We start from the raw sequence: 14569 nt of genomic DNA on the forward strand, positions 1-14569 counted from the left end.
ATTACCTTAAGTAGTGACTGGCATCTTCTGCTTGGCGAATACAGGATAATTTACCGTTTTGTAATACATACTCAGCGGCAAGTTCATGGCATAAAAAGTAGGGCATGCTTTCAGTAAAGCCGTAAGCACCACATTGACTAAATGCGAGCCAATCATCTTCATTTAAATCATTCGGTAAATGATGCTCACCTAAGCAGTCAAGCGCAGTACATAACGGGCCGTATAAGCTCACTGCTTGGTTTGGTGCTGTTGAATCACGTAATAACCGCGCTGGGAAATCTTGGCTAGTGACCGCTGGGCGCAATAAATGATTAATGCCACCGCTTAAAATGACTTGTTGTTGCCCATAATTTAATTTGCGCTCGACAACAGGGGTTACGTAATGACCACATTCGCCGACAGCATAACGGCCAAGCTCCATCCATAACTCTTCAACGCCAGAATCACGCTTAATTTTTGCAAGCTCATCGATTAACGCATCCCAACTCAAAGTTGGTGCATCAAGCGTGTAAGGAATGCCTAAGCCACCGCCTAAATCGAGCACGTTTAAATGAATACCTAAATCGCTTGCTAGCTGCTGTAGTGGCGCGACCATTTGTGACCAAAGCTGGGCGAGTTTGTCGCTACTAAGCATATTTCCCCATTGAAAAATATGCAGGCCATCAAAGTTAAGTGCAGGGTAATCATTCGTATTGAGTGCTTGCCATTCATCGCAGCCTAAGCCAAATGGTGTAAGGCTGTCGCCCCCTAGTGGGTTCTTTTCACCTTCAGGCCAACGTAATTGCACACGCAATAACACCTGTAGTTGGCACTGTTTTGCAATTGCTTGCTCATTTAGCCAACGCACTTGATTGAGACTTTCGGCGACAAATATACGCACGCCTCGCTCGATAAAGTGTTTAATTTGTTTAGGGCTCTTTGCAGGCCCAGTGTTGAGCACGCGCTCGCTGTTAATACCTTGAGCAAGTACTTGCTCAAGTTCGCCTTTACTTGCAACATCAAAGTTAAAGCCTGCGTTATCTAAACTTTGTATGACTTTAGACAGTGGGTTGGCTTTAACTGCGTACCAAAGTTTTACTTCGGTTTGCGCCACTAAACGCGCTAAATGTGTATTTAGTGAGTCGAGATCGTAGACAAAAAATGGGGTATCGAGGTTACTCGAAAGTTCATCAATGGCGGTTTTAACTGGCGTGCTCAAAAAGGTCATTAACGTAAAACCTCTTCTAGTAGTAAAGACGCATCACTTTGTTCATCACGGTATTTTACGATTAATGCACATGACATGCTTAAACCCTGCTCGCGTGCCCAGTCATTTGAAGCCGGGCGTGAGCCAGGGATCACAATGGCGTACTCAGGGATTGGCTCGCCTTTATCTAGTTGACGCTCGTTAACGCAGTCATAAACTGGGATTGTGGCTGATAAACGCACACCTGGCGCAAGTACCGCACCTTTTTTAACAACGACCCCTTCAACGATTACACAGCCAGCGCCGATGAACGCATCGTCTTCTACAACAACAGGGCTTGCGCCAATTGGTTCTAGCACACCACCTAGTTGCACAGCAGCACTTAGATGAACGTTTTTACCTACTTGTGCACACGAACCAACAAGAGCGTGGCTATCAACCATAGTGCCTTCGTCAATAAACGCACCAATATTTACATACGCTGGTGGCATAATAATTGTGCCTTTAGCAACGTGTGCACCACGGCGAACACTTGAACCACCGGGTACCATACGTACGCCATTTTCGGCGGTAAATTCTTGCGGTGCCAAGTTGTGCTTATCAACAAAACCACCGGCAAACTCGGTGTTAGTACCGTTTTTAAACGCTTCTAAAATACCTTGTTTTACTTCAATATTAGCGTGCCATTGGCCTTTTTCGTCTTGTGTTGCAGCGCGAACGGCGCCTGATTCTAAATTATTTAATAGTTCTAACCAGCTCATTATAAAAACCTGTGTTTAATGCCAAGATAAAATGGTGTTGTTTGCATTGTTAATGCAATCTGTTTGCGTTAGCTCGAGATGAGTTAACGGTGGACGCAAATACGGGCTGTTTAGTCGCCCTTGTAAATGCATCAAAACTTTTACGGGAATGGGGTTTGCGACGGCAAACAAGCTATGGATTGCTTGCGACCAATCAGCAAATAAATTTGGGTGCTGACCGCTAAGGCTGCGCTTAACAAACTCATGGGTTTGTGCTGGCCATGCATTAGCTGCTACAGAAACCAAGCCTTTCGCTCCGGCTTGAGAAAAATAAGGCATAAGGGCATCATCACCGCTGAATATTGCTAACTCTGGCGAGGCTTTTCTAAACCCTTCAAATTTAGCAATATCACCGCTGGCTTCTTTAAGTGCCCATAAATTTTTATGATCCTTTAAAGTGCTAACAACGGCTGGTGGAATATCTACCGCACTGCGACCAGGTACGTTATAGAGCATGCATGGGTGAACACTTGCGTTGAGTAGGCTTTCAAACCAATGAGTTTGACCTACAACGCCAGGCTTGGCATACAGTGGTGAGCCCAGTAAATAACCGTGAATAGGCAGTTGATTACAGTACTCTACCCACGCAATTTGTTGGGTTAGGTTCATACCGCCAACGGCAACCATTAATGGCACATTGAGTTCTAACTGACATACATGCTCAACAATGGCTTGTTGCTCTTTCAGACTAAGCGCTAAGCCTTCGCCCGTACTACCGAGTAGTAAAATGCCATTATTAGCAGCTTGTTGTTGTACAACAAGTTGTTCAAGTACCGCATAATCTACTTCGCCGCGGTCAGTAAAAGGCGTGACGAGAGCGGTCCATAGCGGGTAGTCGTTTAAATTAAAGTTGTTTTTCATCTGCAACGAACTTATCAGGTGTTCGCTGAGTAAAATGAGGAAGAAATATAGATATGCCGCATTTACATCAGTCGAACTTTAAAATTCGAAGAGCGAATGGGCTTAAATAATAGGGCGCACAGGCCTTATTATGCTAAGACCAGAAGCTCTCCACCAAACTTATCAACAGCGCAGCTGTTGTTGGTGACAGTCGCTGGGATTCAACCCAGTCGCCCGAAATAACCCTTCACAAAAAGTGTTATTTCTCGGCGTTAATTCCCCTCACGTATGATCACTGGAGTGTGTGCTCCTCACATACGTTACCTGAATAACGCACCTCTTCTAGCCCACAGTGTGAGTTTAAAATGTTCAAACTCACACCTTAAATAGGGGTAATGGCGGTGATTAAAGCATTTTAGCCGTCTAGGTGTCAAGGTAGAAGCGATCGTTTACTCGAGAGTATTACGTATAAGGTCATTTTTCCGTACACTAATAAGCAGAAACAGTAAAGGTAGTAAAACGATGGAAAAGTTTCAGGATATATATAAACGAGCAGCACAAAGAAAAGGCGGTAAGGCCATGCTTCAGCAGCTATTACATCCGCCCTTAAAACCGTCTCAGCTGAAAAGCTTACCTGATGACGCATGGCTTGAGGAATTTACCCGTAAAGTGTTTCAAAGTGGCTTTTATTGGTCTGTTATTAATAGTAAGTGGGCTGGTTTTAGGGAAGTATTTTGGGATTTTAGTGTTGAAAAGTTACTGATGATGCCACCTGATATGCTAGAACAAAAAGCCAGTGATGAGCGTATTGTGCGTAACTTTAAAAAGGTACAAACGATTACTGATAACGCATACATGATTCATGAAGTAGCGAGTGAACACGGCAGTTTTAGTGCGTTTATTGCAAACTGGCCTACAGACGACATTATTGGCTTATGGGCGTATTTAAAAAAACACGGTGCGCGCTTAGGTGGTAACACTGGGCCTTATGCATTAAGAACTCTAGGTAAAGATACGTTTTTACTTTCACGCGACGTAGAAAGCTACTTGCGCGCACATAAAATTATTGATGGTGGCTTACAAACTAAAAAGTCGCTCACTGCCGCACAAGCATTTTTTAATGAATTACAGCAACAAAGTGGCTTAAGTTTACAAGAGCTAAGCTTAATCGTAGCCTATAGCGTGGGTGATAACCGTGTGGGTATTCAAACAACTGAACCGCAGTAGCGGCGAAAGGTAATTTAATGAAATTAGTATCACGCTATACCGACATAGCAGAGCAATTTGCTATCGCCGATAGACCGAGTCCAGTTGGCGAGCCCTCGCTGCTGTTATTTAACGACGCCGTGGCTAAACAATTGAGTATTGATGTTTCATCAGCACAGCAAGCCGCAGTGCTTAGTGGTAACCAAATAGACTCAACTGTAGCGCCCGTTGCGCTGGGCTATTCTGGCCATCAATTTGGTCACTTTTCACCTCGCTTAGGAGATGGCCGCGCGCATTTACTTGGGGCTGTTGCCGATCAACAAGGATTACTTTGGGATATTCAGTTAAAAGGCTCTGGGGCGACACCGTTTTCTCGTGGTGGTGATGGTCGCTGCGCTATTGGCCCGGCAGTACGTGAATACATAATGAGTGAAGCAATGCACGCACTAGGCGTGCCGACAACTCGATGTTTAGCGGTGGTCGCAACGGGCGAAACCGTTTACAGACAACCACCACAGCCTGGCGCGATTGTGACTCGAGTTGCATCAAGTCATATCAGAGTAGGGTCATTTCAGTATTTAGCAACGCAAGGAGATGTTGTAGGTTTAAAAGCCTTAGCTGATTTGGCAATTACACGACATTATCCACATATACAAAGCACGGGTCCTGAGCGTTATTTAGCCTTCTTGAGTGAGGTAATTAAAAAACAAATAGAACTAGTTGTGAGCTGGATGCGGGTAGGGTTTATTCACGGTGTAATGAATACAGATAACACACTTGTCAGCGGTGAAACCATTGATTATGGCCCGTGTGCGATGATGAATAGTTTTGATTTTGATACAGTATTTAGCTCCATTGACCGTCAAGGCCGTTACGCATTTGGCAATCAACCTAATATTGCAAACTGGAATTGCGCACGGTTAGCTGAGAGTTTAATACCGTTAATAAACGAAGATGATGAACAAGCCGTTGCTTTACTTAGTCCTCTAATTAATAGTTTTGCAGAAAAGTTTAATCACGCATTTACTGACATGTGGGCGCAAAAGCTAGGGTTGGATGGGCACAAACCTGAAGATAGCAAGTTAGTGGCTGAGTTATTAGCATTGTTAAAAGATAACTCTCTTGACTATACCAATACGTTTGACAGTTTAACGAGGTCGTTGAAAGGAAGTGTAACACTTCCTTCGGTATTATCCTCTTGGTCTGAGAAGTGGGCTCACAGGACACACAAACAAAGTTACTCAATCATGCGAAAAGTTAATCCAACATTGATCCCGCGTAACTATATGGTAGAAAAAATCCTAAAAGACTTTGCTGAATCGAACCACAGCCCCATACTAAGCGAATACTTACAAGCACTGCAAAACCCCTATACTCAAAGCATCAATGAGTCATGGAATCATGCAGCTTCAGATGAAAAAAATTATCAAACTTTTTGTGGTACTTAATAAGCAGGGCTGCACAAAACATGCTTGTGTAGCATCAATAAAAATTTAGATAATGAATTATTATTGGCTCAATGCGCCAAGTTGCAATTATTAACTGTTATTTATAGGTATTTATTGGAAATAAACACGGTTACTACTTGTTGATTCAAAATTAAGCAATATAATGCTAATAAGGGTTTTAAAATCTGTATCGCTAATTTTATATAGGTGGCGATACGTTAAATAATTGAATTTAGATGTTTATTGTAAGTTTAAAATGCAGCTTTTTCGTAGGTTAGGTAAAGTTTATTATCTGGTCTATACTGATTAGCGTTTTTATTCTAAAAATACTTTTATAAAAAACACCATGAATGTGTTTTCGTTAAGTAATGATTAACAAAAGATTCTGTACTCTGGTAATACTTAATTAGGCTAGGGTCACTTAGCTACAATTTTAATTGTGAAAATGGGAAGGAAACAATGAAATTAAAATCTCTTACTATTGCTTTGGCACTAGCTGCAACTAGCGCTTCAAGCTTCGCGGCTGAAAAAGAAGGTTTCTTTATCGGCGCATTTGGTGATTACTATGACGCTTCTTGGGAAAATGTTCGTGGTAGTGCCGGCACTAACGTTGATGATTCAACAGGTTGGGGTCTTGAACTAGGTTATCGCTTTAGCGATTACTGGAGTGCACGTTTAGAGTATGCTGACATGGACTTTGACATTTCAAGTTCAAACCCAGCAATGACAGCAACAAGCCTAGAAGGTGATCGTTTAGGTGTTGATGCACTTTATCACATCAATGGCGGTCCTTTTTACGGTATCGTTGGTCTTAAAAACGTTGATGCAATGGAAAGCCTTACATTTGCTAACGTAGGTGCTGGTTACCAACATTATTTCACTGATAACTTCGCGTTCAACGCAGAAACATCAATCTTCCAAGGTCTTGACCGTGGTTACACTGATGTTGGCGCTAAGCTAGGTCTAAGCTACTTGTTTGGCAATCAAAGCTCATCTGCTGCACCAGTAGAAGCTGCACCAGTAGCAGCAGTTGTTCCAGTTGCTGTTGCTCCAACAGACAGCGATAACGACAATATTCCTGATGCAGATGATCAGTGTGCTAACACACCGATGACTGATGCAGTAGACGGCACTGGCTGTACTCTATATGAAGATCGTGAAGTAACTAAGAGCTTACTAATTACGTTCCCTAACAATACAGCTAAAGTTTCACAAAAGTACTTAGATGACATCGATGCAGCTGTTGCTTTCTTAAATGAGCACCCAGGTACTGAAGTGCTTCTAGAAGGTCACACTTCAGCTGTAGGTAAAGCAGACTACAATAAATGGTTATCTAAAAAGCGTGCAGATTCAGTTGCAGCTCGCCTTATCGAAGATGGCATTGAAAAAGAGCGCATCATCACGGTTGGTTTAGGTGAAGAGCGTCTTAAAAATGAAGCTAACACGGCAGCAGCACATGCTGAAAACCGTCGTGTTGAAGCACACGTAACAGTAATTGAGCGTGTTAAAGTTAAGCGTTAATTTATAATACTGTTCTAAAAACCCAGCTTTTGCTGGGTTTTTTTATGCCTGATATTCAGTGATGATCAATTTATGTTATATCCATGAAATGGCCTTTCACTTTTTAATATTTACTAAAGCTTTGTGCTATGCCGATTTTTGCTCTTACCTCAACGCACAAGGGTTCATCATTAGAATACTCTAACCCCTTGCTGCTTAAATTATTTTTGCTTTTATTTGGATAAATAATTTTGATGATATGCGGCTACTATTAAGTATCGCAGAACAGAAAATGGGTGAAGTCTTAACAGACCCAAGTAATGTTGGTCAACTTTATGTTGCAAATGCTTTATTTTATAACCGTATTCTTGCAAGTATAGAAATTCATACTAAATGCTCGCTCTAATCGAGGCTGCAAATATGAGTAAGTTATTTACATTAACTCAGCCAAACGAGCTTCTTAACTATCTGAGCTTCTACAAAATTCGATTATACTAAAAAGGCTTACAATACATTAATTTAGCTTCTTAAGTCCTTTTATTGCGAATTTTTTATTAAGTCAGCGTTCATTTTTGCTTGACGCATAATTGTAAGGGACTAAAATTACGTGTGTTTAAACATTTTAACAAATGTTATTTTTTGTTACCAAGGAGGGTACGTAGAGCTTTGCTCTCTTCTATTTGGGTAACTTTATAGCAGAGAATAAGGCATGTTCATGAAATTACCTCTATTAATACCCGTCCTTTTTAGCGCATCAGTCTATGCAACACCGAACCCCTCTTTTAGTGAAGTGCGTATAGGCCTTGAAACAATAGGCTATAGTGAAACCCTAAATGATGTTGCAGGCTTTGGTCAGCTTAGCCAATCGATAGATGTTACCAACCCAGCGATACGTCAGCTTTCTTACACAGGGATAGATGATGATTGGGGTTTTTATGTTGAGAGTGCTGCAACAATCTCGACTGATATCGCAACTGAAACTTGGTATATGGGGGAGTTTGGTGCTGTTCAGCAAAATGCATTTAAACTCAAAGCCAATGAGATTGGTTTTAAAGGTGCTTATAATTTTTCACAAGCAATACAATTCACAGTGGGTACAAAGTTTTTTACTTCCAGCTTTACACGTTCAAACTTTTCTTTTGTACAGCCAGGTGCTGATTCATTTGATAAGGCCTTAATTGCTATTTCAGATGATCCAACTAATCCTGCACGCTTTACTTTACCTGGCATGGAAGGCGGGCAAACAGGTTCACAGCAAAACTACACATCTCAACTTCGTCCAGTGATATCTGTATCCGAAGATCAAATGGGTATTTTACTTACTCTAGGTGCTCGCTATGACAGCCGCCTCAAAGACAGTTTTAATAAATATAGTTGGTATTTAGAAGGCGAAGTAAGTAGCCCAATGTACTCTGAAATTCAGAACACCCAATTTGAAACAACAACATTAACTGACAGCTTTAATGGCTGGGGAGTGTTTGCCAGAGCGGGTATGCGTTATCAGGTTATGAATCACATTGCGATTCTTGCTGGCATAGACGCACAATATAAATCGCGCGATATCGTGACTAAAAACCTTGAAAATGGCCAACGTTTAAGAGTACCAGAAGTGGAGTATAGCAATGTTTCATTCACTCTTGGCGCACAGTGGAGCTACTAATGAGAAAACTATTACTCGTAACTATTTTTATGGGAATCACATTGAGTGGTTGCAAAACGATTGAGTCAGTTCAAAAAGATCTTGCTGGTTTAGCAGGTGAACAAGCAACACCGGAACAACAACAAGCTGCTTTTCAAAAAGCAGAGCAAGCATTTGGGGAAGCGTTAACTGCTTATAACCTTATAAAATCTGAATCGCTCGCTGAGTATGATATTGAAAAAGTAGAGGAAGCTCAAAAAATTTGGCAAGTGCTTGAGGCCGAGTTTGAAGAACTAAGGCTTACGCCGGAGCGTGCGCTTGATAGTGCATCATTATTTTCATCAGATACGGTTGCGGATGAAGTAATGGAGCAATGTCAGCAAGTTATCAGCCTTGTAACAGCTGCCAACCTTTCAAAAGATCGTATTACAGCTGTATTAAAACCAGTCAGGGAAGAGTTTGCAGTGCTTACTCAAATTGATGCAAAAATTCATTTTGAAAAACGTTATACCGTCTTAGAGCAAAGACATGAAGAGTTAAAAGAATTACTCATTGAGGGTGAAGAATCACAAGTAAGACAGTATGTTCCTCAACTTTTAGAGCAACTTACAGCACTTGAAAAAGATGCAGTTGTGCAGTTTTATTTTTCAGAACATATTCGCAAAATCTATCAATTAGCTGATTCTGATAAACCCGACGTTTTTCCTGTTGTATATAGCGATATTAAATCTCAATTAGCACAAGGTGAGAGCTACGCAAAGAGTAATTACCGAGATTATGACAACATTAAGCTTGAAGCGAATTTAGTAGCGCACCAGATAAAACGAATTAATAGCCTTTTCAATGAATACTTAAAAACAAAAACAGCATTAGATGACAAAGATATTGAAAGTAAATTACTTAAATTTGAGTATGAGTTAGCTGAATTAACAGAGGCTGTTGGGTTGGGAGATTTAAGACATCTATCATTCACAGAGCAATTACAGCAGATTAAAGGTGCGTTGTAATACATATTTAATCTAAAGTCGTTTTAGGGTGACTTTTATAAGTTTAGGGACGCCGCTCACAGGCTTCCCTTTATAATGAGGAATACGAATGGATTTATTTAATACAAAGCTTCGTGTGGGTATATTCACTGGGGCATTACTTTTAGCTGGCTGCGGTGGCGGCGGCGGTGATGAGGGCTCTTCTGGAATTACACCTACACCACCCCCTGCAACCAATTCAAGCCCTACAGTTAGCCAAGCTACGGTTGAAGATGCGCTTGAGCAAGAAGCGTTAACATTAAACGCTACAGCTTCTGACAGTGATGGTAGCATTGCATCCTACAGTTGGAGCCATGATGCAAGTTTTGAGTTTACCAGCAGCGGCCTAAACACTGCTGAAGCAACATTTACTTCTCCCGATATTACAGAAGATGTAACGGTCAAATTTACTGTTACAGTGACAGATGATGACGGAGCAACCGCTTCATCAACGCAAGAAGTCCTCATTAAGCGTAAAGTTTCAAATGTTACGATTACTGGTATCGTAACAGATGAACCTATTGCCAATGCTGAGCTTGAGATTGTGGTTGGGAGTGAGTCTTTTAATGTTCAGGCTGGTGATAATGGTCGTTACACTGCGGTGTTAGATATTGACGAATCATCAGCTAAAGAGCTAGTAAGGGTTAAAGCAAAAGGCTTAGATACGCTCAATCCAGGTGTTGAGTTTGTATCGCAATTGAGCTCAGTCGAAAAACTTCTCGCGCAAGCAGGTGACGATAAAACCCTCGATAGCAATGATAATTTTGGTGTAAACATCACTAATGTTACCACTGCTGAGTTTGCGCTTTTAACACGTGATGGCAAAGAGCCTGCAAGTGAAGCAGAGCTTGATAGTGCATTATTAAATGTTGATGCTGATGAAAAAATACAGTTAGCCACACTTATTAAGATTGTTGTTGATAATCCAGACTATTCGTTACCAGAAGGCGTTAATAGTACACTAGAGCTTGTTGCAAACGAGCAGGTAGCAAAACAGTTTGAAGAAGAAGTAACAGAGAAAGACCCTGAGATCATCGAAAAAACTAAAAAAGAAATTAAAGAAGATAATGATCTAGTTACAGGTGCAAAAGGCACGCTTGAGGGAGAGTATATTATTAACTCACCTCGTTATCATACGAATACAGCGTTTCACTTAAGCCTAATGGCTGATGGTAGCGGTGAGTTTAGCGCTAATACCAGTAGTGCTATCACTTGGTCTGAAAATGAGGGTGTGTATACATTAGCGTTTGATAAAGAGGTTACGATTTATCAAAATTCAGATGCTGAAAGTTCTGAGTCTTTAGTTTTAACAGGGCTTAGTTTTATAGTATTAGCTGAAAACGATGTATTTAGAACCATCGAGATCACGCGCTCAACAGAGCGAATGATAATTGATAGAAACTCCGGCTCAGTCACAAAGACGACCGAAGAAGATGAAACGTACACTACGAATCTAATATATAAAAATAAAACCATTTCATTATTAGCTGAGCAGCTTATAGGTGAGTGGGCATTTCATGCGTATGAGAATGATTACGATACTAGTGACGATCCTGACCTACCTGAAACCCTACAATTCTATGCTGATGGTACAGGCGATGTTGGTAGTAACAGCAGCGAAGCATTTACTTGGCAGCTAAACAGCCACAGCTTAACTGTTAACTATGATGAAGATGGTGAAACAGGGCAGCTTGAGCTTTGGTTTACAAAAGCATTAAGTGGCGGTTATCAATTAGTTGGTCTTGATACGAGCTTTGATGAGCCGAGCGACACCCTAACGGGACTATTAATTAAGAAACAAGCTGTTACCACGACGAACGAAGATTTAGTTGGTCGCTGGCATGGGTTTATCGGCACGTCTCAATCGTATGATTTAAATATTCATAGCGATGGCACAACCATGATTGGTTTGGGTATTACTGACTGGCAAGGGCATTTAGAAGATGGTCAGTTTATACGTAAGCGCTTCATTTATAACAATGAGGTTGTTACATCATGTGAAGGCTTTGATGCAAGCTGTTATCTTAATAGTGAAATGATTCACGAGTTTATTAGTATTGTTGATAACCTTTTTTATATAAACCGAACTATCAATTATTACTCACCAAATGGTGAGATTAGCTCTCAAGATGGCGCGATATTAGTTTATGAATATAGCAAAGATTTAAGCTACAGCGCATTTACCGAAGAGCTATTAGAGAATTACACTGAGTTTTATTCAGCTGATGGACAGACCGACAGAGTTTACGCTGAATATGACGAAAACGGTAATGTAACATACGCTGTAGAATTAGAGGGCCAGACCTATACTGGCGCAACCTTTAATGACGGTGTGTTAAGTTATGACCGAAATGGTGAAAAGTGGCATTTCGAACTTGTTTCATCAGATACCGATAGCATTGTTGTTTGCCATTATAAAGACGGCGGTACATGTAATGCTGCATCACAAATTACTTACTTACCAAAGCGCCCTAAAGTTACCCTTACTGCTAACTCAAATGGTAATGGTGAAATTTCACCCGCATCACAAGCGTCATTTTTCTATCAAAAAGTTGGATTTGAAATCATTCCTAGCGACGGTTTCGTTTTAGACGCAATTGAAGGTTGTGATGGCTACGTTGAGGGTAATCACTACATTGCACTTGCTGGAAATATGGATTGTGAGATCAACGCAACCTTCAAACCACAATCCTTAAGTGCAAATGACTATATGTTGAACAACAGTGATTTGTATTTTGCTCAAGCATATGGCTTAACATTAGATGAGGGGGGAGCCGGGCTGTTTACCTACAATGGCGCGAGTGCTATAAGCTGGTATAAGACTGCAGAAGGAGTTGAGGTAGCCCCGATAGATTCAATTGTAGTTAGAGAGTTTGTTGGTTTCAAAGATGTTGATGGCCAACAAGTAGAAACACAAAACCGTCTGGAAATAAGTCAAATAAAGCTGGTAGGTATGCCTGAAAAGGGTAAAGGCTGGCAATGGATGACAGTGACTTACGATCATTTCGAAGATGATATTTGGATTAGAAGTTCAACAGAAAGTGCGAATGTATACGCTTATTTAAATGCTGACTTTTTAACCATTACTGAATCTGACATCATTGGTGATTGGTCAGTTAAAACGGAATATGATGATAGTACATTAAATGTTACCTTTAATAGTGACATGACAGGTACAACGGTTAACTTAGCTACCGATGAAGTCGAAACATTCTCATGGCAGTTTTTAGAAGGTACCTTGGTGTTGAACAATGCACAAGATGGCAATGTTGATAATCTTTATATGACAAAAGATATTAATGTGGGCTATCAGGCTGCGGTAAAAGGCAGCGATCAAGATGGTACTTATACTGATTCAATTATGATGGTTCGTCGTAATGAAGTGGATGTTAACGCAGGTAACTTCATCGGTAGACATGAATTTCGGGATGGACATGATGTTGATAGTCACTGGTCTGATTTCCAACTTTATGAAGATGGAACACTTTTTTTCTTATTTAGTAAAAGTTCTATTACTGGGGACTTTGTAAATAATCGTTTTGTACGTACTTTATATCTAGATGAAAACTATAATATAGTAGAAGCATGCGATACAGCTCAACCAAACTGCATACTTTATTATGAGTTTGTTTATAAATTAATAGCAGCAGATGATAACCGTTATTATGTAGAAAGAATTACAAGTATGCAAAATGACGAGACTGGCTCGTTAGAAAAAAGTTATGCACACCTTTATGTTCATGATTTCTCGCCTTCTACTAAGGTTGAGCAATTTGAAGAGTATAATTTACAAAATTCGACCGTGACACTCTATAAGCCCGATGGAAGTACTTGGATGCTTTCTAGCGACTCTGAAGATAGGACAAGTTACACCATTCAAATTGCTGAGCAACCTGCAATAGAAATGATGCTAGTCGATGGTAAGTTGTCGTTTGTTGAAAATGGACAGGATACTTTAGTTGAGCTGCTTGATAACGACCGTGAAAGCATTACTGTTTGTAAGTACTTAAAGGGTAATACTTGTCAAGAGCAAGATAAAATTCAGCTCAGTACAATTATGCCGTAACTAGCAGATGAGCTTGATAACACTAACCTAATAAAATAGCCGCATAATGCGGCTATTTTTATTTTTAAATTAAAAATTCAATAAAACCCACATTTAGATCTTACTTTTATACTTTTAAACGCCTTTAATTAAATAAAGACGCAAAAATTCCTCTCTACTTGCATTAAAATCCCCCTCATTATTTATGAGTTAGTCTCTTATTTTTTAGGTGATATTTTATGACAGCATTAAACAACCAGAACCTATTGCAACTTCGTTTTGTAAACCAAGCTCATATCGAGGCGGTAAAGCCATCATTTGCTAATCTTCCAGCTAACCCTTATGCCGATGGTGCGTTTCGTAAACGTCGTTATTCAGTAATTAAAGTGCAAAATGATGAACTTGTTTTACAAGCTACGAAAGCCTTTGTACAAGATGATTCAATCAATACCTTCCAAGGCAATGTAGAACGTACTTATGAGAACTTAGAGCAGAGCTTACTGCAAAGTGATGGTATGAAAAGTATCGTTAATGAGTTTCGCGCGATTACAGGGATAGACGAAGAGCGTGATATTGAAATTCACCAATTTAGAATGCTTGCTATTGAAAGCGATACGCCTCCTGCGCCAGAAGGTATTCATCAAGATGGCTTTGATCACGTGTGCATTTGTGGTGTATCACATGAAAATTTAGAGGGCGGTGAATTACTTGTTTATGAAAATAAACAGGCTGAGCCGTGCTTTAAAATGGAAATTAAAGATGGCATGTTTGCACTGATTAATGACCGTGAAGTATGGCACAACGCTACACCAATGAATAAAATTGACGCAAGTAAAGACGGTTACCTAGACTGTTTTGTATTAACGGCTTAAGGAATGGC

At 40.4% G+C, this 14569-nt stretch carries 10 protein-coding genes and 1 riboswitch; of the genes, 7 read left to right on the top strand and 3 right to left on the bottom strand.

All coding sequences use genetic code 11. From position 1 onward, the window contains the following. Position 1: 1 nt before the first annotated feature. The 3 genes from C7Y70_RS11385 to dapA are packed head-to-tail and all read right to left on the bottom strand — an operon-like array spanning position 2 to position 2847. A complete protein-coding gene (locus C7Y70_RS11385; RefSeq protein WP_135475009.1) occupies positions 2 to 1207 on the bottom strand; it encodes a PLP-dependent decarboxylase in 1206 nt (401 codons plus the stop codon). Next, positions 1207 to 1947: a 2,3,4,5-tetrahydropyridine-2,6-dicarboxylate N-succinyltransferase gene (locus tag C7Y70_RS11390; protein ID WP_135475010.1), complete on the bottom strand. Its 741-nt coding sequence runs from the start codon at positions 1945 to 1947 to the stop codon at positions 1207 to 1209. The genes C7Y70_RS11385 and C7Y70_RS11390 overlap by 1 nt, the downstream gene beginning before the upstream one ends. Positions 1948 to 1962: 15 nt before the next feature. Beyond that, positions 1963 to 2847, bottom strand: a complete 885-nt coding sequence (dapA, locus tag C7Y70_RS11395) for a 4-hydroxy-tetrahydrodipicolinate synthase (protein WP_135475011.1) — start codon at positions 2845 to 2847, stop codon at positions 1963 to 1965. A gap of 135 nt (positions 2848 to 2982) precedes the next feature. Beyond that, a riboswitch (Lysine riboswitch) is annotated at positions 2983 to 3176 on the bottom strand. A 172-nt stretch (positions 3177 to 3348) separates the two neighbouring features. Here dapA and C7Y70_RS11400 point away from each other — a divergent pair. The 7 genes from C7Y70_RS11400 to C7Y70_RS11430 all read left to right on the top strand — a co-directional run bounded on the left by C7Y70_RS11400 (position 3349) and on the right by C7Y70_RS11430 (position 14561). Further along, positions 3349 to 4053 (top strand): DNA-3-methyladenine glycosylase I, encoded by a 705-nt coding sequence (locus tag C7Y70_RS11400; protein ID WP_099295456.1) that lies wholly within the window; start codon positions 3349 to 3351, stop codon positions 4051 to 4053. A 17-nt stretch (positions 4054 to 4070) separates the two neighbouring features. Then, a complete protein-coding gene (locus C7Y70_RS11405) occupies positions 4071 to 5480 on the top strand; it encodes a protein adenylyltransferase SelO family protein (RefSeq protein ID WP_135475012.1) in 1410 nt (469 codons plus the stop codon). Positions 5481 to 5939: 459 nt separating this feature from the next. After that, positions 5940 to 7001 (top strand): OmpA family protein, encoded by a 1062-nt coding sequence (locus tag C7Y70_RS11410; protein ID WP_135475013.1) that lies wholly within the window; start codon positions 5940 to 5942, stop codon positions 6999 to 7001. A 694-nt stretch (positions 7002 to 7695) separates the two neighbouring features. Beyond that, positions 7696 to 8640, top strand: a complete 945-nt coding sequence (locus C7Y70_RS11415) for a hypothetical protein (RefSeq protein ID WP_099295453.1) — start codon at positions 7696 to 7698, stop codon at positions 8638 to 8640. Beyond that, positions 8640 to 9626 carry a hypothetical protein gene (locus C7Y70_RS11420; protein ID WP_135475014.1) on the top strand — a complete coding sequence of 329 codons (987 nt, stop codon included), beginning with the start codon at positions 8640 to 8642 and terminating at the stop codon, positions 9624 to 9626. Before C7Y70_RS11415 ends, C7Y70_RS11420 begins: the two co-directional genes overlap by 1 nt. 88 nt (positions 9627 to 9714) lie before the next feature. Then, on the top strand, positions 9715 to 13710 hold the full coding sequence (locus C7Y70_RS11425) for a hypothetical protein (protein ID WP_135475015.1): 3996 nt from the start codon (positions 9715 to 9717) through the stop codon (positions 13708 to 13710). A gap of 218 nt (positions 13711 to 13928) precedes the next feature. Continuing rightward, the gene (locus C7Y70_RS11430) at positions 13929 to 14561 is read left to right on the top strand and encodes a 2OG-Fe dioxygenase family protein (protein WP_135475016.1); all 633 of its coding nucleotides are present in this window, start codon (positions 13929 to 13931) and stop codon (positions 14559 to 14561) included. Positions 14562 to 14569: the final 8 nt, after the last annotated feature.

The organism is Pseudoalteromonas sp. KS88 (assembly GCF_004766475.1).
Taxonomy (GTDB): Bacteria; Pseudomonadota; Gammaproteobacteria; order Enterobacterales; family Alteromonadaceae; genus Pseudoalteromonas.

Bases quoted from the DNA above. Each gene is read 5' to 3' on its own strand.
- C7Y70_RS11385 (WP_135475009.1), bottom strand. From the start codon at position 1,207: ATGACCTTTTTGAGCACGCCAGTTAAAACCGCCATTGATGAACTTTCG.
- C7Y70_RS11390 (WP_135475010.1), bottom strand. From the start codon at position 1,947: ATGAGCTGGTTAGAACTATTAAATAATTTAGAATCAGGCGCCGTTCGC.
- dapA (WP_135475011.1), bottom strand. From the start codon at position 2,847: ATGAAAAACAACTTTAATTTAAACGACTACCCGCTATGGACCGCTCTC.
- C7Y70_RS11400 (WP_099295456.1), top strand. From the start codon at position 3,349: ATGGAAAAGTTTCAGGATATATATAAACGAGCAGCACAAAGAAAAGGC.
- C7Y70_RS11405 (WP_135475012.1), top strand. From the start codon at position 4,071: ATGAAATTAGTATCACGCTATACCGACATAGCAGAGCAATTTGCTATC.
- C7Y70_RS11410 (WP_135475013.1), top strand. From the start codon at position 5,940: ATGAAATTAAAATCTCTTACTATTGCTTTGGCACTAGCTGCAACTAGC.
- C7Y70_RS11415 (WP_099295453.1), top strand. From the start codon at position 7,696: ATGAAATTACCTCTATTAATACCCGTCCTTTTTAGCGCATCAGTCTAT.
- C7Y70_RS11420 (WP_135475014.1), top strand. From the start codon at position 8,640: ATGAGAAAACTATTACTCGTAACTATTTTTATGGGAATCACATTGAGT.
- C7Y70_RS11425 (WP_135475015.1), top strand. From the start codon at position 9,715: ATGGATTTATTTAATACAAAGCTTCGTGTGGGTATATTCACTGGGGCA.
- C7Y70_RS11430 (WP_135475016.1), top strand. From the start codon at position 13,929: ATGACAGCATTAAACAACCAGAACCTATTGCAACTTCGTTTTGTAAAC.